Source organism: Metabacillus halosaccharovorans (assembly GCF_002019635.1).
Classification (GTDB): domain Bacteria; phylum Bacillota; class Bacilli; order Bacillales; family Bacillaceae; genus Metabacillus; species Metabacillus halosaccharovorans.
Genome location: NZ_KV917371.1, coordinates 1049145 through 1072824, shown reverse-complemented (window position 1 = coordinate 1072824; position 23680 = coordinate 1049145). Strand labels below are relative to the sequence as shown.

At 35.5% G+C, this 23680-nt stretch carries 16 protein-coding genes, 1 pseudogene and 1 riboswitch; of the genes and pseudogenes, 10 read left to right on the top strand and 7 right to left on the bottom strand.

All coding sequences use genetic code 11. The features are described 5' to 3' along the window. Positions 1-543: 543 nt before the first annotated feature. Positions 544-1704 (bottom strand): hypothetical protein, encoded by a 1161-nt coding sequence (locus tag BK577_RS04975; RefSeq protein ID WP_078431931.1) that lies wholly within the window; start codon positions 1702-1704, stop codon positions 544-546. Between the two features lie 11 nt (positions 1705-1715). Then, a complete protein-coding gene (locus tag BK577_RS04970) occupies positions 1716-3200 on the bottom strand; it encodes an MBOAT family O-acyltransferase (RefSeq protein ID WP_078431930.1) in 1485 nt (494 codons plus the stop codon). Between the two features lie 260 nt (positions 3201-3460). On the opposite strand from BK577_RS04970, the pseudogene BK577_RS04965 reads away from it, so the two are divergent. Beyond that, positions 3461-3761: pseudogene (locus BK577_RS04965) on the top strand (GDP-mannose 4,6-dehydratase); the annotation flags it as partial. 70 nt (positions 3762-3831) lie between these two features. Here the strand turns inward: BK577_RS04965 and BK577_RS04960 are convergent. Further along, the gene (locus tag BK577_RS04960; protein ID WP_078431929.1) at positions 3832-4059 is read right to left on the bottom strand and encodes a hypothetical protein; all 228 of its coding nucleotides are present in this window, start codon (positions 4057-4059) and stop codon (positions 3832-3834) included. A 652-nt stretch (positions 4060-4711) separates the two neighbouring features. Between BK577_RS04960 and BK577_RS04955 the strand changes: the two genes are divergently transcribed. Genes BK577_RS04955 through BK577_RS04945 form a run of 3 tightly spaced genes read left to right on the top strand, consistent with a single transcriptional unit; the run spans position 4712 to position 6727 of the window. After that, positions 4712-6172 (top strand): LXG domain-containing protein, encoded by a 1461-nt coding sequence (locus BK577_RS04955; RefSeq protein WP_169908109.1) that lies wholly within the window; start codon positions 4712-4714, stop codon positions 6170-6172. An 8-nt stretch (positions 6173-6180) separates the two neighbouring features. Then, a complete protein-coding gene (locus tag BK577_RS04950; protein ID WP_078431927.1) occupies positions 6181-6432 on the top strand; it encodes a hypothetical protein in 252 nt (83 codons plus the stop codon). 22 nt (positions 6433-6454) lie between these two features. Further along, entirely contained in the window at positions 6455-6727 is a 273-nt protein-coding gene (locus tag BK577_RS04945) for a DUF4176 domain-containing protein (RefSeq protein ID WP_342743271.1), read from the top strand. A gap of 435 nt (positions 6728-7162) precedes the next feature. Here the strand turns inward: BK577_RS04945 and BK577_RS04935 are convergent, their stop codons facing one another. Next, complete coding sequence (locus tag BK577_RS04935) at positions 7163-8752, bottom strand: PTS sugar transporter (RefSeq protein ID WP_078431924.1); 1590 nt, start codon at positions 8750-8752, stop codon at positions 7163-7165. A 581-nt stretch (positions 8753-9333) separates the two neighbouring features. Further along, a riboswitch (cyclic di-GMP riboswitch) is annotated at positions 9334-9420 on the top strand. A gap of 82 nt (positions 9421-9502) precedes the next feature. Between BK577_RS04935 and BK577_RS25900 the strand changes: the two genes are divergently transcribed. Further along, positions 9503-10909 carry a DUF5667 domain-containing protein gene (locus tag BK577_RS25900; protein ID WP_169908107.1) on the top strand — a complete coding sequence of 469 codons (1407 nt, stop codon included), beginning with the start codon at positions 9503-9505 and terminating at the stop codon, positions 10907-10909. 222 nt (positions 10910-11131) lie between these two features. Here BK577_RS25900 and BK577_RS04925 read toward each other — a convergent pair whose 3' ends face one another. Next, the gene (locus tag BK577_RS04925; protein ID WP_078431923.1) at positions 11132-11647 is read right to left on the bottom strand and encodes a sigma-70 family RNA polymerase sigma factor; all 516 of its coding nucleotides are present in this window, start codon (positions 11645-11647) and stop codon (positions 11132-11134) included. A gap of 737 nt (positions 11648-12384) precedes the next feature. Here BK577_RS04925 and BK577_RS04920 point away from each other — a divergent pair. The 4 genes from BK577_RS04920 to BK577_RS04910 all read left to right on the top strand — a co-directional run bounded on the left by BK577_RS04920 (position 12385) and on the right by BK577_RS04910 (position 18441). Then, positions 12385-12921: a competence protein ComK gene (locus BK577_RS04920; protein ID WP_078431922.1), complete on the top strand. Its 537-nt coding sequence runs from the start codon at positions 12385-12387 to the stop codon at positions 12919-12921. Between the two features lie 445 nt (positions 12922-13366). Continuing rightward, positions 13367-16783 (top strand): family 43 glycosylhydrolase, encoded by a 3417-nt coding sequence (locus tag BK577_RS04915; protein ID WP_245823486.1) that lies wholly within the window; start codon positions 13367-13369, stop codon positions 16781-16783. A 498-nt stretch (positions 16784-17281) separates the two neighbouring features. Next, complete coding sequence (locus tag BK577_RS25705) at positions 17282-17467, top strand: hypothetical protein (RefSeq protein WP_139367266.1); 186 nt, start codon at positions 17282-17284, stop codon at positions 17465-17467. Positions 17468-17736: 269 nt separating this feature from the next. Continuing rightward, a complete protein-coding gene (locus BK577_RS04910; protein WP_078431920.1) occupies positions 17737-18441 on the top strand; it encodes an HAD family hydrolase in 705 nt (234 codons plus the stop codon). A 985-nt stretch (positions 18442-19426) separates the two neighbouring features. Here the strand turns inward: BK577_RS04910 and BK577_RS04905 are convergent. Then, entirely contained in the window at positions 19427-20596 is a 1170-nt protein-coding gene (locus tag BK577_RS04905; protein WP_169908105.1) for a sensor domain-containing diguanylate cyclase, read from the bottom strand. Between the two features lie 239 nt (positions 20597-20835). On the opposite strand from BK577_RS04905, the gene BK577_RS04900 reads away from it, so the two are divergent. Then, positions 20836-22548, top strand: a complete 1713-nt coding sequence (locus tag BK577_RS04900) for a methyl-accepting chemotaxis protein (RefSeq protein ID WP_078431918.1) — start codon at positions 20836-20838, stop codon at positions 22546-22548. A 119-nt stretch (positions 22549-22667) separates the two neighbouring features. Here the strand turns inward: BK577_RS04900 and BK577_RS04895 are convergent, their stop codons facing one another. Continuing rightward, on the bottom strand, positions 22668-23573 hold the full coding sequence (locus tag BK577_RS04895) for a glycine-rich domain-containing protein (RefSeq protein ID WP_078431917.1): 906 nt from the start codon (positions 23571-23573) through the stop codon (positions 22668-22670). Between the last annotated feature and the right edge of the window lie 107 nt (positions 23574-23680).

The following is a 23680-nucleotide window of genomic DNA, read 5'->3' as shown; positions in this document are numbered from 1 at the left end:
TGGTCACCATTTTTCACCTCTTTTATAAACCCCATGGATATTAAAAATAAATGTGCAGAACTCTGCAAAGAAAACTGTAGAGTTCTGCACATTTTTATATGTTTCAGGAAAAATTTCCAGTCACCCGACTTCCAACTACTTTAATTTTGTCAAGTAATTTTGTAGTAGAGGTAGAAAGGATGAAAGCAATGTCTTAATATTAGTGGTTTAAGAAACATAAAAGAAAAGATTTATAAAAATAAGGAAACTTTAGGGATTAATTGGAGAATAGTAAAGAAGTACACTGATGAAGATTAACTACAAAATTAATTATCATGTTATTCCTAATGAATAATGCATACTTAAAAATTAGGGGATATCGAAGGCAAAGTAGTGGGAGTCAGTGTGGCAAAATGCTTCTCCGATCTTTTTTACAATATATACCTCTCCTTTATTATTTAGTTAATCAAACCTTCTCAAACACAATTAACCAATTAATAAAGGAGGATTTTCTTATTTTAGAATTTATAGTTATAAAATTAATTAATAGTAGATGATTTGAAATTAATCATAAATAAATAGACTTCTTACTTTATTAACAATCTGTGGATTATCGCCTTCCCACTCTTCCTTATTTTGTCTATTCTCTAAAATATTTTCAACTATATTTTCTTTTGTTAAATAAACACCAAAATCACCAGGTATATCCTTATCACTTGGATTTCCTAACAGTCTATCTAATATAAAATTACCAACGTTTTTCCTATAATGAGATGCATCAATATAATAGTTAAAGTTATCTGTAGAAGTAGTAGTAATCCTGTTAAAACCTGAAAAATCCCAAATAGGTGTTATGTTTACCACTTCTTTTTTCCATTGTTCATATTTATCCTCACTACCACTACCCACATTTACATACCCTTCTAAAGTAATAGAATGAACAGGCTGAATAAATATTAGTAATTCAATATTATTCTTCTTGCAAAATTCAACAATGTTCCTTAAGTTATTTAATTTCACTTTCGATAATTGGTATTCTGAGGAAATAGATTTAATATCAATTTGTTCTTTTAAGTTTTCATAGAATCTGTTTTTTCCAAGAAGGAATGATTTTTGGCTAATAGTAAATAAGATATCTTCGTTATGACTACCGTTATCTAAATATTTATCTTGTATAAAATAGGATTTATTTAATGAGTTATCTATTAGCACTTTGATACTGTCTTCAAAAGCCTGTTTTGTAAATAATGTATCAATTAAGTCATTTTTAATTATACGAGGAGAATTTAATCTATCTTCCTTATAATAGGGGCTAATATTTATATCACTGTTAAATGCTTCAAAGTCGATTCCCAAAATAACTCTCTTTAAAGATTTGTTATTCTGTAGGGCATACTCCAAATATTTTAATTGTATATATATATTCGAACTTGATAACCCAGAATTATATGCAGAATCGCTGGTTATTTTTTTATAATAATCAGGATCTAAACCAACTCTAGTTCTAGACGAACCTAAGAAGATGGTATCCGGCTTATAGATTGCAATTTCTCTTGCCTTCATGAGATATTCTTTTGTTTCAATCTTATTGTCATTAAAGCCTTTAATTGTTGGAGTTTTGTATACATTATAAGGATCTACCAATAAGTTGATTGATAGGATGATAAGAAAGGAAGCTATTATATAGGTAAGAAATTTCAAATACCACTTTTTATATTTGTTCATAAAATTATCCTCTAGAAATTAAAATATAAGAACTCACTAACTTTTGATATATGAAGAACTGAATAAATAAATAAAACAATCGTAAAAATGAATGTTTGCCAAGAAGGTTTAAATTTTTCCATTAATTCGTTTGAATTTTTAAAGCACAGGATAAGGGTGAAAGCTACGAGTATATACTTTATTGCATTACTTACGCCTGTTAAAGGTATTTCACCGTATTTTATTAAGTCAAGTGTCGGACCATCTAAGATGCTACTAAAAGCCTCAGGAAGTATTAGTCCATTTAAACCTATCATCCCCTTGATTACTTTTATTGCGTCATGGAAATCCTGGGCTCTAAAAAAGATCATAGTAAAGTTAATAAAGTTAAAGGTCAGAAGCCAAGCGATAACTTTATTCATTTTAATTCCAAATGTTTTCCATATGTGATGAAGGACAGTTGCGGTACCATGCAAAAATCCCCAGAAAATAAATGTCCATCCAGCACCATGCCATATTCCACTTATTAAGAATAATAACAATAAGCTTATATAGGTTCTTAATCGAACATATTTCTTTAATCCAAGAGGCTTAAATACACTTTTAAGTAAATATTTATTAAGGGGCATAAAGATATATTTATATAAAAATTGTCCTAAAGTCATATGCCAGCGATTCCATGTATCCTGTATATTTAGCCCTTTATAAGGTGAATTGAAATTGATAGGTAATCGAATATTAAATAGCAATGCAGCACCCATTGCCATATCCATATAGCCGCTAAAATCAAAATAAATCTGAAAAGTAAAAGATAACGACGTAACCCAGCCTTCAATAAACGACAATTTTTCAAGTGTGTCAAATCCTTCTGTTGCCCATATAGAAAAGGTATCGGCAAGTATCACCTTTTTGAATAGACCAATAGAAAAAATAAATACACCGATAGCCTGGTTTTTATAATTAAATACTTTATTTCTTAAATTGTTAAATTGAGGCATGATTTCTTTATGATGCACAATCGGTCCTGCTATTAATTGCGGGAAGAAAGTTACAAACAATCCATAGCTAAGGAAATCAAATTCTTTTGTCTCTTTTCTATAGGAATCAACAAGATATGCAATTTGTTGAAAGGTAAAAAAGCTAATTGCTAATGGTAAGGCAATCTTTAACAAATGAAAGTTTGTATGAAAAATATGATTTATATTTGAAATAAAGAAATTAGAGTACTTAAAATAGCCTAAGAGAAAAATATTACTTAGAATACCTATTATTAAGGTCATTTTTTTCTTCTTTTTTAACCGATTAGAGGTTAAGAGAATTCCAATAAAGTAATTAAAAAGAATGGATGACAACATTAATGGGAGGTATATAATATTCCACCATGAGTAAAAGAAAAGGGAAGCAAGTAGTACCCAAAGCTTCGCAATAGAAAGTAATTTCTTATGATTTAGATAAAAATAAATAAAAAGAACTATAGGTAAAAAGAAAAAAATATACTCAAAAGAATTAAATAACATGGAAGTACTCCTATATATAGACTTGTGAAATATATGAAATTAAATAGATTATCGTTCCAGATATAATGTAAATTAGACACAAATATTGCCTTCTTTTTTGATGGAAGGGATAATAACTAATTAATAATAGCTAAAGTATAGTTAAAAAGGAATAGTAAAATTTACCTTGAAGATATGAAATAATAGATGATTAAGTTGCAGAGAGTATTATTATAGGTTTGATCACTGGAACTAATCGAAATTTGATATGAAGTCAAAAAGGAGAAGTATATAATCTTGTTGGACACAATGAACGGACATATTCTAGAAGTCGTTAAAACCATCATTAAAACATTAGGAAAATCAGAAGACCTAATTGAATTTGTCAAAGATCGCTTAGGACATGATAAACGATACGCAATCGATCCTACGAAGCTTAAGAAATTAGGTTGGAAACCAACGTATAACTTTGAAACTGGAATTGCTCAAACAATTCAATGGTACTTGGATAACCAGGAGTGGTGGGAGCAGATTTTAAGTGGTGAAAATCAAAATTACTTTGAGAAGCAATATTCTTTATAAGTATTAGTAAAGGATAGCAGATAGTATGAATGAACGAAGAAACCATGGGGAAACTTCCCCTTGGTTTTCTTCAGTTAAAACTGTCATATGCGTCAATATAAAGCTCCTTAAGCGCCTTACGAGCTGCATCTCTCTCAACTTTGTCTATACCTCTTCCCAAAAACTCCCCACGATCATTACAAATCGAAGCGTACACATAGTAATGATCAGGATACTGTATAACTCCCAACTCAACCTCTTCATTAAACATACTAGCAAAGTGTACAACCCTACTAGAAAGAATATCTTTTACATCCATATCTCTATCTCCTTTACCGTGTCTAATTTCCTATACACATCTATCATACAGGATGAAATTGTAAATTTAGTTAATGTCATTTAAAGGTTTTATTAAGATGGAACGGAGGGACAGGTTCCTTGGCCCACCTAATGTCTTTAGCAATCTCACGTAGGAGGAAGCTGTATAAACGAAAAACCCCCGGTATCAAGGATAACCGGAGGTCTAGATGATTTATTTTTTCTTTCCACAATCTATACACTTTTCAGTGTAATAATCGTATTTATGGTATCTGCGAAAAAAACAAAGGATCGATTTTAATTTTTTCATGTGTGATTGCTCCTAAGGTGTTTAAATGATAGATACAATTATACAGAATGAATGTTATTCACCTTTTACAACCAGATTAAAAATTATGACGATGCTATTAAATTTTAGTAATAATCTCCTAGAGTAAATTGCGAGTTTGTTAGCCGGTACTAGTCAAAATTTGCAGAAGAATGAAGAGGGGTTTATGGTAAGTTAAGGTTGCAACTTATAGGAGTATTTACCTGATTATTGAAATATCTAAAGTTATTCATTGATAAAATCAAACATTCTTTATTAGAATATTAGTTGGGTATATTTGGGTATGACGTGAGTTTGTATAGCATACCTAGAGGAGAGAGTATTAGTGAAGACCTTAAAAGTATCTGATCTGAACATATATGTAAACTCTTTAAGTCAAACACTTCAGAATCAACAAAGACAGTTTATGCAAATTGAGATGTCAATAATTGATTTTATACAAATACAGGGAGTAATTGAAGGGGCAACGGGGGAAAGTATCCGTATGTTATACCAGGAATATCACCTTCCCTTTTTGAAATCGATCAATTCGTTATTTAGTCAATATCAGCAAGTATTAAAGGAGCTTCAAGCAGACTTATATGATTTGGAGCCTAACGAAGCGGGCTATATCCATCAAGCATTCTTAGAAAATGATTTACATAATGAACTAGGGATGGTGGAAAAGAATACAATTGATATGATTGATCAATTCAATAATAAGTCAAAGGAAATTCAGGATATTGTTTACCTACCTAAAATAGATGATAGCCAATTTCTTTCTTCCGTTCAAACAGCTAAAAAACACATAAATACAACAATTGATGAACTTAATGCATTTGATTATAAGCAATTAAGTCGTTTGGGAAGCATAGAAACAGAGTTAGAACACCTGCAAACTCTTATTACACAAATAGATTCAAAGATAAGCAACAAACAAATACAAATAGATAGATATATTTCAGGTTCCATCCAAAATCCAACCTATGAAAGTGGATTACACCATGCATTGAGATACTATGGCCGGAGTGAAAAGTATTTTGGTTTAGAAGATGACTCACTATTTTCTATACTTGGTTCAACTCCTCTGAGACGCTCTATACTTTTCCAAAATAACAATCAAACTACGAATATAATACAAAATGAGCATACAAATTCACAAGTAAGTGATACTAAGTTTTCAAGTTATTTAGATTTCGAATATAAGGAACAAATTGATTTATATGGACAATTAGGATCCCCTGGAATCGGCAATTATGGCGGTAAACTGGAAGTGAATGTTGATCATATGGATTTAGAAGCAGGAGCAAGCCTTGTCGATTCCAATAAATTGCTAAAAGAAAAAGGCTTAGACGAAGAAAAATATTATCAAAAACTATTGTATGGTAACTTCCAGGGGAAAATTGGTCTGGCTGAATTTGATGATGATTTTATATCAGGAGACTTAATTGGTGGAAAAGCAGAATTTGCCGTATCTCATAGTCGGTTAGCACATGAGGTATCACCTGCAAGATTAGACTTTAAATTACTGCAAGCAGATGCGAATGCAGGTATTGAGAATTATTCTATAGGTGCCGGTGCAAAAGTAGCAGCTACTCATTCAGAGCTCATTATTAATCCACTTAATTGGTTCGGGTATGAGCCGCTAGAAGAATGGTTTGGAATAGACTGGGATCCCTACATAGGTGTAGAGGCCTCATTAGGCAGTATTGGTGCTTCTGTTAAAGTAGGCATGAATAATGAGCTATATGCTGCTTATGGTGTAGGGGTAGGTATTAAATTTGGCGCAGAGAAAAATGAAGAGTAGGAGTTTCTATGGAACAATCAAAAATAAAATTACTTAAGAGTATAAATGCAGCATTTATTATTGGGAGTTGTGTATTACTTGCAGCTGGTTTATTAACTGGGTTGGTTTTATTAGGAGGAAATCCGGATAAAACGACGGAAGACTGGATAGTTGTTAGCCTTGTTATTTTTATCTTTAATATTATACCTGCAATTGGACTCCATATTTTTCGAACAAAATATTGGGTAAAGAAGTACCCTGAATTGCAACGTAAAACATAATGTTTGGAAGGGTGAAATCAGAGTGAGTAATGAAGAACGTGTATGGCTTCCGATAGGCAGCGTAGTAAAGCTTAAGAAGGTAAGAAAACTTGTGATGGTTTATGGAAGGGAACAACTTCAAACCTCTAGTAATAAAGTGTACGACTATGTTTCTGTACCATATCCAGAAGGTAATATTTCCGAAAGTTACAACCTATTTTTCAACCATGACATGATAGAGGATGTCCTATATACAGGCTACGAAAATAAAGAAGAGCTTGCACTAAGAGAGAAAATACATTCCTTAGAAGGGTGATAAAACATGCAAAAGTTTTGGACTAATAACGGTAAACGAATAACAATCCTTTTCTTCTTTATTTTTATCACAGCTCAATTATTAATAGGCCTACTTGCATTCGAAGACCTCAAAACCAAGCTCATCCTAATTCCCATACAAATCCTAATCACATCCCTTGCAATGTATATCGCCTATAAAATAACAAACAAGATGCTAGGAATCTAAGCACTGGTCCAAGGGTAGTCCAAGGGGACAGGTTCCTTGGACCACCCCAATTGTTAGACAGACCTAACAATTGGAGGTGCTTTTATGAAAAGATATTCATTGGAAATAAAGCTAGCAGCGGGTTAAACCTAAAATGATGATCGCCATATTCAATACTCTAAATAAACACTCCACAAAGAATTTCCGATTCTATCGTTCTATTCAAAATTCTCCTTATCTCAAAAATCATCAAGCCGATAACAGCTCATCCTTATCCCGAGCCTTTTTCTTAGCAAACAAATTAACAAGCAATGTAATCACAAATGCACATACCAAACTTCCCACCATCGCAATGATAAAACCAATCATATTATCCGAAAGGAAAGGTGCCATGACGGATGGAACATACGCTGTTCCACGTACATCAAAAAGACCAACAAGCAAACCACCTATACCAGATGAGACAATAGCTCCAGCAAAAATCAGTTTGTTGGAGAACATAAAGGGATAAGCAGCCTCAACGAATGTACCAAATCCTACGTTAATCAAAAAACCTGGTGTTGCAACTGCTGCTTCACCTTTATCTCGAGGTGCAACAATATTGGCTAAAGTGATGCCTGCGGATACCATAACCAATCCTACCATATCAACCGCACCTAAAAAACTGTTCCCCGAAGTTTCCATTTCCAATAAGACGATTGGTAGAATAGCAGCGTGATAAATTCCACCGATGATGGCCGGCCAAATAAGTAAACCCGCAATCAATCCTGCAACAATCGGATTCATGGCAACAAGTGTATCTAATAATGATCGAATCCCTTCACCAAGCTGAAGAGCGATAGGAGCGAAAAGAAAATAGACGATTAATCCCGAGATTAATCCGGCAATCCCACCAGCCGCAATATTAACAGTCGTAGCTGGGAATTTCCATTCCACACATTTTTTGAAAATATATTGAACTAAAAGACCTGCACCAATCCCGCCGATAATTCCACCAATAATCCCGCCGTTTGTAGACAATACGCCAGCCACAATCCCGGCAACGATAGAGACATCATCAAGATCAGCCACTTGCTTTGCGGCAATAACAGCAAGAATAATAGGAAGAGCATTGATCATCAAATCAAAAACATCCCCAAGCATTGATAAAGCAGGGATTTTACTTAAAGCGAGAACTAATGCCATCGCAATAAAACCAGGTAGAGAAGCAAGCATCATCCCACGAATATTGATTCTTCTCCAGGGCGATGTTTCCTGGGACTTTTCAGAAGCAGTCACTTTCCCGATAATCGGACGATAAGAAATCCCCCAATGCTTACTTAATGATGTAACAAAGGTCACCGCACGAGTACGATTGGTCGTTCCAGTTGTTCCCGAAGTGGAAATGACATTGATCCCTTTTGAACTAATCGTTGCCATGGAAGTACCGCCAGTCCCTGTTGCCGGTAGATTCATCTTTGCTGCAGCTTCGACTGCTTTCTTATTAGCGCCATTTGGATCAGCACTCATAAAGATGAGCCCATCAATCTCTCCATTTATTATCTTTTCTGAAATTTCCAGATCGGTTTTTACTGCTTCCTTATTAACCTCTTTTAATGTTCCTTCGAGTTTTATATAAGGCTCACTCGAATCTTCATCCCAGCCATAAAGGGCAGCTTCTGTTGTTTCTTTCACTGAATCCATCGAACCCTTAGCTGCAATAAACTGAAGAGCGCCGCACTCCATCCCAGCTGCCTCTAACTGCAACAAAAGTTCACCAAGAAGCTTCTCCGGATCCTTCCCGCCAAGAGAATATAAATTCCCTCCACTGCTACCAAGGATAGCAACTTTCTTTTTCATTATTAATAACCCCCAAGTATATTTTAGTATATCCATATTATAGTTTAGTATTTTAATTAATTAAAGTGGTAGTGAAGTGAAAGATTTGGGACATGGGGACAGGTTCATTGTCCCGATGAGATGATGGTCACAGGGAATAGCGATAATTTCTCTAGTTTTGAAGAAATCATATGTTCCACCTGAATGGTAAGGGGAATGTTTGTCCGTCTTCTTTCCTTAAAGTCAAGAAGGTGAAAATTTTGGGAACATTATTGAATTTTCACGAAAAATTGAAGAGGAATGCACATGAAGTGAGTGCATATTTCCTTACTTTTTACAGCTCCATTACGATGTATACTAGCATTTCCAGCCATTATCACTCCTCTTTTTTTAGGAAAAAATTATACGATTTATTGAGAAAATAAGTTTCGAAGGTAATGATTTATATATAAGTTTTAAAGATATGATCAAAGTGACAATGATATGTTTTCACTGGAAACCCAACGACTTTCCAAGAAAAGGAGTCTGTTTATTTGTTTTCTTTTCTAGTATATTTATATTTAGATAATGATGAACGGAAAAATAAAGAAATTTCGTTCCTCATTTGAAAAAGGCAACTCTATCGAAAGGTAGATACGCAAAGTCACAGATCTACGGTAAGAATTTACTAGGATGGCTGGACTACCAAATGAAGAATGGAGAATAAACTTAAGTTAATAGAGTTCATTCGAGATTCTTCCTAATATAAACTTATGTTGGAGGGATTTTTTTATGGGAAAAAATGTTGTAGGAATCCGAAATGTTCTAGCTACAAGTACGATTGCAGCGGTATTTATGTTTTCTTTAGGAACTGGCCAGGCATTAGCGGATAATCATGAGACAGAACCAGTTTCTGCAGAAGAATCAGTTCAAGAAGAGCAAACAGTTGAAACAACAACAGATTCAACTGTTGAGCCCTCAAATCAAGTAGATGAAGAATTAGAAACTACTACTGAAGATGAAGTAGGTTCGGGAGAAGCTGAAACAGAAGAGTCAAATGTTGAGGAAACAAATGATCATTCAACGATTGAAGAAGAAGAACCAACACTTTTACCAGGTGATTTCTTTTATTTCGTAAAAAAATTAAAGGAAAATGTACAATTGGCCTTCACGTTTGATGAAGTAAAAGAAGCTGAATTACTAGCAACATATGTTGAAGAACGCATCAAAGAGGCAGAATTATTACTAGCTCAAGGTGAGGAAGAGCTAGCTAATGAAATACTTCAAAAAGCCATTGAACAACAAGAGTTGGCATTAGAAAAATTTGAGCTGTCAGAATCTGATGAATCCCAAGCTACTACTGATGAACAAACAGAAGCTGTTGAGGGTGACCCCGCAGAAGAAAAAGCTCCAGTTGACCCAATACGTGCTGAACTTGAGTCCAAATTTGCGGCAAATCTGCTTGCTCTGCAAACAGCATTAGAAAATGTAGAAAATCCAAAAGCGAAAGAAGCTCTTCAAAAAAATATTGTTCATGCACAGAAGAAATTTGAAGAAAAAATAAACAAAAAGTTAGCTAAATTAGAAGAAAAGCAGCAAAAGGCTAACCAAAAACGTACAGAATTAGAGGCGAAATTATCATCAGGTAAAATTGATGAAGAAGAATATCAAAAAGAGCTTACTGAAAATAATGAAGAGTTAGCAAAAGAAAAAGCTGAAGTTGTTAAAGAAATTAATGAAGAGGCCGATGAAGTTTTAGAGGAATCTCTTGAAAAAACAAGTGTCAAGAGCACAGAAAATAATTCTAATAGTGTAGATAAAGAAGAAAAGGCAGAAGAAATAAAGAAACAGGAAGAGAAAGCAAAGAACGCAGTAGCAGCAAAAAAAGCTGAAGAAAAGCAACTAGAAGCAGTAAAAAAACGTGAAGAAGAAATAAAGAAGCAAGAAGAGAAAGCAAAGGAAGCAGCAAAAAAAGCTGAAGAAAAACAACGAGAAGAAGCGAAAAAGCGTGCAGAAGAAATAAAGAAGCAAGAAGAGAAAGCACAGGAAGCAGCAAAAAAAGCTGAAGAAAAACAACGAGAAGAAGCACAAAAGCGTGCAGAAGAACTAAAGAAACAAGAAGAGAAAGCAAGTGAAGCAGCAAAAAAAGCTAGAGAAAAACAACAAGAAGAAGCGAAAAAACAATCTGAAAAAGAATAAGGTTAAACAAGGGAACAGTACTTTCTGTTCCCTTGTTTTTGTGGGACGGAGGGACAGGTTCATTGACCCACTTGTTAGGAATGAGTCTTAGAGAACGATCATAATTTTGAAGCTAAACATGCATAGGCACAATGATAGAGTAGTGGACAGGTACGTTGTCCCTCTTGATCAGGCACTGGTCAGATAATATAAGTAGGTAGAAACGAATACTCTATTCTTCGACTATTTCAATTTTCCATAATGATCATGAACAAAATACTCCCTCATCTTACTAATTGCTTCCCTACGCCACCCTTTCACAGCAGCAACCGAAACCCCTTCATCTTCAGCAATTTCACTTGGAGTATTCCCATATAAACAGTAAGCTTTCACCCATTTACGTTGATTTTCAGACAATACAGGAGAGATAGTTTCAAACAGAGATTCCCATAGAACAGCAGAATATTCCCCATAACTAACTTCATCTTCGGCCCATATGTCTTCAATCTGACTTTCTCTTTCTTCCTTCTTTTTATCATCTGTAAGAGCACTTTTCATTCGTCCAATCATAAAAGAATATGCATAAGATTTAAATTCCCCTTTGTCCTTATTAAATCGCAGGGAGGCTTCCCACAAGGCAATACATCCAACCTGATAAAACTCGTGTTTGTTCTTGTAAATTCCCAATTTCCTCATAGCATGATAAATCATCGGCTCAAATTGCTGATGCAATTCTTCAAATCTCGCATCCTCGTACATGAAAGAATCCTTCTAAGAATGCATTCTTATGTATTCCGCGGTAATTTGAGGATAGCAAGGTATTGAGTTTGGGGACATTTTTAATATGAATGGAATGGGAGGTAGTTTTGAGTGAATATCGGGCGTTTTCCTTAGGGGAATGGGCCATATTGTGGGGGAGTGAGGTGGAAAATGAGTGAGTTGTTGCTTTTTGGAGATTGTTACAAAGAAACTAAACATTAAATGAACGTTTTAGGAAGAAATGAAGTATACAAAACCTTTACAGAATCTTAAAGAAAATTTACATATATAGGTAAATGCTACCGTTATAATATAATTAGATAAAGGGATAAAATATCGAATTAGGAAGAGGGAAATAGGTCGAAATACTACCTTTACTCAGTAGGGCATATCTCAGCGCTCAGACTCCTCGAAGAAAGAGCAATAGAAGAAATATCTCCCGATCAAACACCACGATCTTACTCATAGTGAAAAACCAAGTTATTAGATAGAAATCATCCCATAATTACATAATCAGCAAAGGAAAAGTGACAGTTAAATTCGGATACAGATCAGAAAACGATCCTTGTAGGAGGTGGTGTTTATGTAAAATGGTACAAAAAAATCCCTAAGCACACACTTTGGATGGTTCAGTGCTTAAGGACTCTCCTAGTTGGATAGATACCACTATATTGGTATTATATCTAACTCCTTTAAAAATAAAAAGCTTTAAGAACCTATAAAAGGAGGAAAACAAATTGAAAAGAAATTATCTTTTAGAGATCCAAAAGCAGGAGTTTGTTACATGTTTAACAATGGCTTTATTTCCGCACTATACGAATACAGGTCATCTTCACTGCACAGTGATAGGAGCATTCGGAGAAAATATAGTCGAAAAGAGTCCATTAAATGTTTTAAATGAAAGCTGTGAATATTATGGAAGTAGTTTCGAGGGCAGACTAAAATCAGCACAGCAAATATTAAAGAGACAAAAGAATCTCCCAATTATGGTGAGCATAACATTAGAATACTGTATGATCCCGCTAGGATCCCCCTTAAAAAAGGATACAGCATGGGTCGCTTTCCGATATATTAAACAAATAGATCCCAAAAGCGCCAACTCTATCATCACTTTCCATAACGGAGTACAACTAGAAGTAAACATTAGCAAAGACGTCCTGGAAACGCGGTTAAATAAAGCAGCCCGCTTAATCAGTACATACCAGCTCCGCCAAAAAATGAATAAGGACAAAAGAATGATTAACTTGATTGCCGAGGACCCGGAGGAATATTAAATGGACCAGGGGGACAGGTTCCTTGTCCCCCTCGGTAAGGTCCTGGTCAAAACCATTCACTGATATTTTGAAACCGATTGCAGCTAAAGGCTAGATTCTCTTAATTCACTAATTAAATCCAAAAATCCCCACCATTTATCCTAATCTCATTCCTAATCAAACACGACGAACAGGACAAACGAAGCATATTCACATACAGTAAACCGAATAGTATTGACAATATCACTGTGTAGGCATTATATTGAAAGCGGTTGCAATATTATCGCATAACGTATTTACTCTTCCCCCTCTACCTAATACATTTTCGCAACCATCATACATACCTCCAGATCCCAACATCCTAGGAATTCTTATTTTCTTACATCTCAGACTAAAGCTGCTCTCAATGTTTATGTTTCATTCCAAACCTATTAAAAAAATTAAAGGAGGAATCAACTTGTCCAAAATGCGAAAAATAGTTTGTCTTCTTTTAACACTTGCTATTATCCTTGGAACCCATTTATCTCTAACACCAGCTTCCGCAGCAGAAAGCGAAGACGATTTTACAGAAGAAGAACTAAAAAATAATGACTATATCCTATACTTCGTAAATGCAGGTGATATAACACCGGACACTGTTGAAAGTACAGACAAAATGGGGCTATATTCAAGTAAAACAGAACAACCCTACGGTGTAGACGCAAAGACCGGAAAGAAATGGGGATTAGTAACCCAAACAACCGCAACTTCGGTGATTGATGGAAACGAAACAGATAAAAAGACAACATTACGTTATTACAACGGTCCTCAAACACGTGATAAAGCCATTGAATACAAGTTTGAATTACCAGATGGTGAGTATGATATTTTAGTAGGATTTAAAAATCCATGGAGTGGGAGAAGCATCAATTTGATTGGCGAGGGACAAAACTTGTCTCAAGGTGATTATGAGATTGGCAGTTATAGCGAAGAAAAAGAATTCACCTATCAGCAACTCGCAGTAACAGATGGTGAATTAGACCTTAAAATCCAAGGGCCAGCTTCAGCTGCATTAACGAACTATAATGATCCATTAGTGAACTATATTATGATAAAAAAGTATGTGGTGATTCCAGTGTCTGACTTAGAAGCCAAAATTGCTGAGGCGAAAATAGAAGCGGAAAAGACGGATGTTTACTATCCGAAAGGAATTGAAGAGTTAAACACTGCAATTACGGAAGCTGAAGCACTGATTCAAGAAATCAATGAAAATGGATTAGATGTAGCAACAAAAGCAGTCCAGGAAAAGATCCGAACGGCTATTAAACAATTAAATGACAGGATCGATGGACTGATGATTAACACGCCAAATGAATCATTTAAACCAGGGCAGCCTTGGTTAGATACGAATGGGAATATCATTCAGGCTCATGGCGGCGGCATGATGTATGATGAGAAAACCGAAACATACTACTGGTATGGAGAAGATAAAACAAATGGCTATCTTCCTGCAACAGGTGTTCATGCCTATTCATCAAAGGATTTATATAATTGGAAAGATGAAGGCGTAGTTATGCGTGCGGTTGAAAACCGTGAAGATTTAGATACAGATCCATATTTTAAAGAATTATATAAAAATAGATCAGCTGAAGAAAAAGATGCTATTTTTAGTGATATTAATACAGCACGAGGTGTTTTAGAACGACCAAAGGTGATTTATAACGAAAAAACAGATAAGTATGTGTTATGGCTGCATGTAGATGGACCTTATCAGGGTTCTGATTCTAACTATGCAAAAGCAAAAGCCGGTGTGGCAATCAGTGATTCACCAACAGGACCTTTTGAATTCTTAGAAAGCAATCGCTTAAACAAAGTGCCGGAAGGATTCCCATACAAGGTCCAAAACACAGGAATGGCTCGCGATATGAACTTATTTGTGGACGATGATGGTACGGCTTATATCATCTATTCGAGTGAAGAAAATTATTCGTTATATATCTCAAAACTAAATGAAGAGTACACAGCAATCGCCGGTGAAGAATATGGAAAAGACTTTATCCGTGCCATTTACGATGGACACCGTGAAGCACCGGCCATGCTCAAATATGAAGGGAAATACTACTTAATCACATCTGGTGCAACTGGATGGGACCCAAATCCGGCCAGATACCATGTGGCAGACTCTGTTTTAGGAGAATGGAAGCCGATGGGTGATCCATCAGTTGGAGATGGAGCCTCAACAACATTTGGATCACAAAGTACGTATGTTATCCCAGTCGATCGTGAAAATGGTAAATATATTTATATGGGCGACCGCTGGAACAAAAATGATTTAACTAACTCAAGATATATCTGGCTTCCAATTGAATTTGGAGATGAAGATGAAATCATCTTACAATGGTATGATGAGTGGAATTTGGATACGTTAAATCGAATGGGAAGAGTAACCATTAACACCGAATTACCTGAAAAAGTATCACTAAATGAAGTACCAAGCCTTCCAAATGAGATTAATGTGACGTATTCAGGCAAGCAAATGGACACACCGGTGACATGGGATATTAATGAGGAAGATTTCTCTACACCTGGTACAATAGTCGTTGAAGGTACACTTTCTGAAGTGTCAAACAAAGTGATTCGAGCAGAAATTGTAGTCATTCCTGACAATGTGAAATATTTTGTCCATGCTGGAGGAGCAAAAACAAAGGACTACACAACATGGTCATCTTATATGCAGGACACACTTGTGAATATTGACACGATCGACCAAATGTACGAACCAGACAAAGGTCAAACATGGGGCTATGTAGGAGATATATCAGCACCTGCCGGCGGTGAAGGTGATGATCTCTTCTCAGCATTACGATACCTTATTGGCGGAAACGGTACAGACCTTACTTATAAGTTCCAACTAGAAAACGGTAATTATACGGTATATACAGGTCTTTATGATCGCTGGTATTCATCAACAAAAGGCTCAAGGAAAGCAAACATCCTCATAAACGACGAAGTCAGAACAGAGAACTATACATTCACAGATTCCTATGATGTTCTAGGTTATGATGTTGAAATTACTGATGGCCTTTTGGATGTAACAGTTCGCAATACAAACGCACCAGACCCGCAAATTAGCTGGATTATGATCGTAGAAGAGGAACCAAAAGATACAACAGCGCCAACTGGAGATTTTACATTAAATGATGGTGCAGAATACACAAACAACCGAAACGTCAGCCTTAGCCTAAACGCTGAAGATGACGCAAGCGGAGTAAACCAATTCAGAATCTCAACAGATTCAGAAAATTGGACTGAATGGGAAAACTACGCAACATCTAAAAACATGGAATTACCTAGTGGCGATGGAAAGAAAACAGTCTTTGTTCAATACAAAGACAGCTCAGGAAACATAAGCGAAACCTATCAACAACAGATTACATTAGATGCTACAAGCCCTGTGATAGAATTTTCCGCTAATGAAGAATACACAGTCGATGCCACTATCTCAATCACATGTGAGGCTACTGACGAATTATCAGGAGTTGAAGAAGCTGATTGTCCAACTGTTGAAGGACCTGCTTACGAATTAAAAATTGGAGAAAACAAAATTTCCGCTTCAGCCACAGACAAAGCCGGAAATAAAGCCGAAGTAGAACACACCTTCACAGTAACAGTAGACTTCGACAGCCTAAGCCGACTAACACAAACCTTTGTTAACAATGAAGGGATCGCCAACTCCCTAACAACAAAACTAACATCTGCAAAACAATCAGCAGAAAAAGGGAACAAAACCGCCATGGAAGGAAAACTAAAAGCCTACAAAAACCAACTATCAGCCCAAAGCGGGAAATCAATAACAAAAGAAAATGCCGAATTACTAACTCAGTTGGTTGAGGAATTAAAATAGGGTCAGGGATCGCTTCCTCTTGGTCGGGGGTGGGTCAGGGGGACAGGTTCCTTGTCCCACTCGTTCAAAGAAATTATCAAAAGGGTCAATTAAAATTTGTCGAAGGTTGCAACTGAATATTGTGAGGGTGGTTGGTTGTTATTCTTCTTTCCTTAAAGGAAAGGAGGTGATAATCTTGGAATTTCTTGAATTGATACGAGAGGTTTGAAAGGGATTGTGTACGTAAGTTAAGTGCTTATTTCTTTCGAAAAAACGTATTAGAACAAAAGGAAATCACCCGCGCCGTAGGAAGCATAAGGATGGTTCTCAAAAGAAATAAATCGACTTTGACAACCACCATCCTGACGGTTGAGGGTGCAGGGAGAAGTGTTCGTGCACTTCTCTTTTAATAATATTCTTACTATACATAGAATAAACCTTAAAAAATAAAGTATAAGTTCCCGGGGTATTGAGAGTAACAACGTAGGATCGGAAGGACAGGTTCCTTGGTTGGAGAAAATGGACAAGGTGTACGGAGCAATGTGTTCTGCATATAACTACTTACCAACTGAATTGATCATCGATTTTTACTCTGTCTTTAAACAGAAAATAGATTATAAACTGTTATCACATGCAATGAAATTTGAATTACCACTATTAAAAGAAGCAGCTAAAAAAAGAGGAATTCTTCTTAAAGATTTTTAGTAATGTATACATTTTAAAATAGTGCTTTGGAAATACTAAGCAAAAAAACTAGGATGAATCTGCTATGCTCTTAGATGGTGAAACGCAAGCTTTTTTTGTTATTCCAGGTTTACTGCTTTTTTATCTTTTCATTGTATTCTTGTTTGTTAAATTTGATAAATAAAAGAAGTTATCTAGAGTCAACAATACTTGTTGGCTCTATTTTATTCATATAAATTCACCCTATGTTTCGTGTTATGATGAGAGAAGAGGTTAAGGAGGCTATCAAAATGGACACAATTATCTTTGATGTAGATGATACATTATATGACCAAGCACGTTCCTTTCATCAGACATTTCGAACCATGTTTGAAGGACCGTTTACAGATAAAGAGATTGATCAAATCTATCGAGTGAGCCGCAAGTACAGTGAAATTCTATTTGATCAAAGTGAAGCCGGAGAAATCACTCAATTTGAATGGCAGACTGGGCGGATTATCAAAGCATGCAATGAGTTTGAAATCCCAATAGATATAGAAAAAGCCGAAGCATTTCATCACCTTTATGTCGAGGAACAACAAAAAATCATCCTATTTGATGAAATAGAAGAATTACTAGAAGCCCTTCACAAGGAAGGAAAGCAGCTGGCAATTCTGACAAATGGAGAAGAAAAGCACCAGTCGAAAAAGATTGAACAGTTAAAGCTAACCAAGTGGATTCCTGCAGAAAACATCTTTATATCCGGCACACATGGATACGCAAAACCAAAGCGGGAAATCTTTGAAATCATGGAAGAAAAACTAGGACTTGATAAAACCAAAACAGTTTATATCGGAGACTCTTTTGAAAAAGATATCATCGGAGCAAAACAAGTTGGCTGGCAGGCAATCTGGATGAATCACCGTAAAAGAAAATTACCCGAAAACGCTGCCTTTAAACCAAATCAAGAAGTATATAGTGCAAAAGAATTATTGGAATTGTTTGTTGGGTATTAGGGACAGAGGGACAGGTTCACTGGTCCAGTTTCTCAATAGAAGAGATGATCACGGGCAAGCTCAGAATTTGTCGAAGAATGTTAGGATAATAGCGGAGAGTAACGTAATAATATAGAGACGCAACTAAATATTGTAAGGGTGGTTGGTTGTAATTCTTCTTTCCGGATCATTTCTTGAATTTCTAAAAGAAGTACTGAAGGGGATTGTGTGTGAATTAGGTGCCTCTTTCTTTCGGAAGAACATATTAGAATACAAGAAAACCACCCGACGCCGTAGGAAGCAAAAGGATGGTTGTCAAAGAAAGTAATCTTTATTTCACAACCACCACCCTAACTGTAGAGGTTGCAGGGAGAAGTGTTAGCGCACTTCTCTTTTTCATTATATTATTCCCGTCATACATTGCATAAAGGAAACGCCCTGGCTTTAAGAAAGGAAAGGAGGGTGTTTCGGGTTTTAGGGTGAATTTAAGCTTATGTGAATTGTTTCTTTTTTGTTCGATATTTAAGATCCTCCAGAATTTCTTTCGCCCAATCTAATAATTTCTTTACTTTGGGACGTTTTTCCACTTCTATATGTTCTTCTGTTATTGTCTCTCCGCTTTTATCTTTCTTTCCTATAAAACAACTATTTTATTAAAGACAAAACTGGTAGTTTGCCAGTTTCAAACATTATTATTTCTGCATGTAATATAAAAATGAAAGAGAGTATATAGAAAAATACCTTACCTCTCTTATTGGAGTGAATCATTTTTAAATAAAGGGGTGTGAAAATGAGTGCTGATAAATATGACTACAGTATTAACTCTATTCTAATTGTCTTATTTATCATGTTAATCATCATTGCCGCTGAAGTTATTGATGGAATTCTAAGATGGTTACTTATCTAAATGAATTGAGTAAGAATAGCAGGCTGCTTAAGCAGTCTGTTTTTTTTATGATATTCAATTGTTCTCAATCGTAAGGATAAGCCCTTATAAAGTGCTTTCTCATTTCTGAAATATCTTCAGAACCTTTTCAACTAAAGATTCTTTTGGCCGGTATGCCTCAAGTTTATCAGTATAAAATTGAAAATTAGCTTTCCCTCTATCTTTTGCTAAGTACATTGCCTTATCTGCATTTTTAATTAAGTTTTCAATATCATGACCATCATCCGGATAAGTAGAAATTCCAATACTTGGTGTTACAGATACTATTTGACCATTTAGTAAGTACGGTTTAGCCGTGTTAGTCAAAATCCGTTCTGCTATCATTTTTACTTCTTCTTTATGAGTCTCTTCGATGACGATGATAAATTCATCTCCACCTATCCGTGAAATGAGGTCTTCTTCCCTTACACCACTATTTAAACGATTTGCTACTTCTTTAAGAAGCGCATCTCCAGTATCATGTCCCAGAGTATCATTGATATTTTTAAAACCATCTAAATCTAAGAACATAATCGTAATATCATGTTCTTTTCTTTTGGCTCTGGATATAACTTTTTTCAAATGACTTCGTAGCATGATTCTGTTTGGTAAATTGGTTAAAGAATCATAATAAGCCATTTGCTTTAAGTTTTCTTCTGTTTCTATTTGTTTTGTAATATCTATAACGATTCCAGAAATGGAATCTACTTTTCCAGAAGGATTAACACTAATCTTTGTTCTTATTTCAACCCATAGAAGGTGATTGCTGTCTCTCTGAAGTCGTAACCTAGAAATAGATGGATAGCCTGACAACCAAGCTTTCTTATCCTTCAAAAATTGTTGTTTATCTTTCGGATGAACTTTTTCTTCCAAGTGACTAAGTTCTGAAATGCTGCTAGTCAAATTCAATAGCTCTTTAAGACTATCAGAAAAAAAACATTGAGCTTTCTTCATATTTATTGAAAATAAAGGAACAGGAATTTCCTGTATAAACTTCCCTAGTTGAGTTGCTTTTTTCTCCGACTGTTCCTTTTGTTTTAGTAGTTCATCATAGCGTGATTTCGATTCTTCGTTTTTTATAGTTAGCTGATTATTTTCTTTGTAGTACATCCAAGTAGGAAATAGGAAAGAAAAAGATAGTAGCGAGAGAGGAACACCGTTTTGCCAGGATGGAACAGTAATGTATATCGTTATATTGATAGCTAAAAGAATAATAATGGCCAATAACCAGACCATATTCCCAACTTTCATTTTTCCACATCCAATATTAAAAAGATAATTCAATAATAGCATAAATCCTAATTAGTTATTCGACATTTTTCTACAAATTCAGACAGTAGGGGCAGGGACAATGAACCTGTCCCCCTGTTCCAACCAGTCCCTTAAATTGGTAAGCGATAAAAAGTCGTTTTTACCTCAACAACCTCCTTTTGAAACCGATATTATTTATGGATAGAAAAACGAAATTGAAAACAGAAGGAGATCATGAAGTGAAGCTATTAAGAAACCTAAAAATGATGAAAAAGCTGCTGATCATCATCATAGTCAGTGCATTATCTCTCGGTACAGTTGGCTATATGGGATTGCATTATATTAATTCAATGGCAAAGGATTCGGAGGAAATGTACAAGGATAGTCTCATTCCGCTTAATTCGATCATGCAAATTAGAGTGAATGCAAGAGCGAGTGATGCTTATACAATTGAACTGCTTGTAACAAAAGATCCTGAAAGAAACATAGAATTACGTGATGAAATTACGTCCGCATGGGAAGAAGCAGATGCTATTATCAATGACTTGAAAGAGAAAAATCTGAGTCCTGAAAGTGTGAAGTTGATTGATGAATACACAATGAAGGCTGAAGCATTAAATACGACCAGAGATCAAGTCATTAAATTAGCCCTTGAGAATAAAAATGAAGATGCATATGATTTGTATCTGAAATCTGTTGAACCAAATCGTAAAGCATTAAATGAAACACTAAAGAGTATGCAGCAAAACAATTTGGACTATGCCACTTCAATTAACGATGAGAACACAGAAAGAGTAGACCAAGTAACGGCGTTTGTTTTCATTATTATTATTATTGCACTTATTCTTTTAGTCGTACTTAGCACGATCATCGCACGTATGATTGTAAAACCAATTCGTGAAATGAGGAATCTGCTTTCAAAAGCGGAAAATGGAGATTTCACAGGCAAGGGAAGCTATCAATCGAAAGATGAAATGGGTGAGCTAACTTCTTCATATAATCAAATGTCAACGACACTACAATCGATTTTTGCGACAGTCAATGATTCCACACAGCAAGTAGCATCGGCTGCTGAGGAACTAAGCGCAAGTGCTGAACAAAGCACCAAGGCAAGTGAGCATGTCACGATCACTATTCAAGAATTAGCATCCGGTTCAGATGTACAGGTTCAAAATGTCGATAAAAGCTCTGAAGTGATGAACGACATCATGGATCATACAAAATCTATTTTTGATAATACAGAAAAAATAACTAACGATGTGTTACATGCTTCAAAAATGTCTCAAGATGGAAACCAGGCAATCGAGCAAGTAAATAAGCAGATGGATTCCATTTACAATAACGTAACAAGCTTATCTCAAGCAGTAAAAAGCCTGGATGAACGGACATCTGAAATTGGACAGATTTCCAACGTCATTTCAGGAATTTCAGCACAAACAAACCTATTAGCTTTAAATGCAGCAATCGAAGCAGCCAGAGCAGGAGAACATGGAAAAGGCTTTGCGGTTGTAGCTGATGAGGTAAGAAAGCTTGCGGAAGAATCAAATAAATCAACTGAACAAATCTCAAACTTAATTTCATTAATCCAAAAAGATGCCGAAAACACACTAAACACAATGAATAAAGCATCCGAAGAAGTGAATTCAGGTATTAAAGTTGTCAACACAGCAGGCAGCTCATTCCAAAAAATTGATATCGCCGTAAACAATGTTGTTTCACAAATTGAAGACATTTCAAAAGCGGTAAAAGACCTCACTGCAGGTACAGAGCACGTCACAAGCTCGATCAACGAAGTAAGCGAAGTGGCCAAAGAATCAGCATCCATCACACAAAACATCTCAGCCGCAACCGAGGAACAGCTGGCATCAATGGAAGAAATCTCAGCCTCTTCCCAATCACTCGCAACACTAGCAGACGACTTACAAAACCTAATGAAGAAATTTAACATCTAATTTGGTACAGGGGGACAGGTCCCTTGTCCCGATTTTTCGAAAGAACGATTAAACCATCACCCTGACCATAGAGTTTTAAGGAGAAGTGTCACAGGCACTTCTCTTTTTATCATCCAGAATCAATCCCCGCCACCCCCACCACAACTTGAGCAGGAACTCCCCCCGGACGAACAAGAACTACATGAACTTGTACTACAACTAGCAGTCCCGCAACTTGTACAACTTGATGTACTTTTTTTGCTGATTTTCATGTAACTTGAAAACTCATCAAAATGAAAATAAGAAACAGATAAGACAGGAACGATCATTTTGTTGAAATTTTGCTCACTTTTGCATTTTCTCATTTTGTCGTGGATTACTCTTTTTTCATGATCTTTTATCTTATTAGCCGTTTTTTTCATGGAAGAGACCAGTCCGAGCACTGTATTCATATAATGGCTATCACTTTTAAAATATAAATCTATCAGTTCATTTTCCGATAAATATTTAAAATCATCTATGATATCTGGATGCACAGGATGCCTGAAAAATCCCTGATAAAGATGGATATTCTCTTTTCGAATGAAAAAAAGCTCAGCATAGATCCAATCGAAAAATCCCCGCAAATCAGGGTCAGGCTCTACTTTTACATTTGGACTGTGATGTAGAGTCGTTCCTAAGAATTTCTTTGAAAACTCATCATACTCACGGGTAAACATGAGCATCTGATGCCACAGTTCATCGACTTTGTCGCTAAACATGGGAGCTTCCTTTAAAAGTGAAGTCAAAATAAAATAACGTTTTAAATCCTGAAGGCGCCACTTGTACTCATTTTCTTTTAGTCTATTTTCTCGATGTACCCTATCTTCTACATTTTCCATATAACTGTTACCAAGGGATTTCTCGAGGTCATCACTCAGCTTTTTTAACCCTTTTATTGGCCTTATTTCCAAAGTTCCTGGAGATAGACCGAATTTAAAAGAGCGCTTTTTGCGTATAAAGATAATCAATAAAATCACAACAGCGCCCAGGAATAACCATTCCACATCAATTCCCCCAAACTTTTCATAAAATCTTTATTCTAAATACGGTAATTCATTATGTAAGGTTTCATTTTTTACATATTAAAGAATCTGATTGTATAGTACTTTTT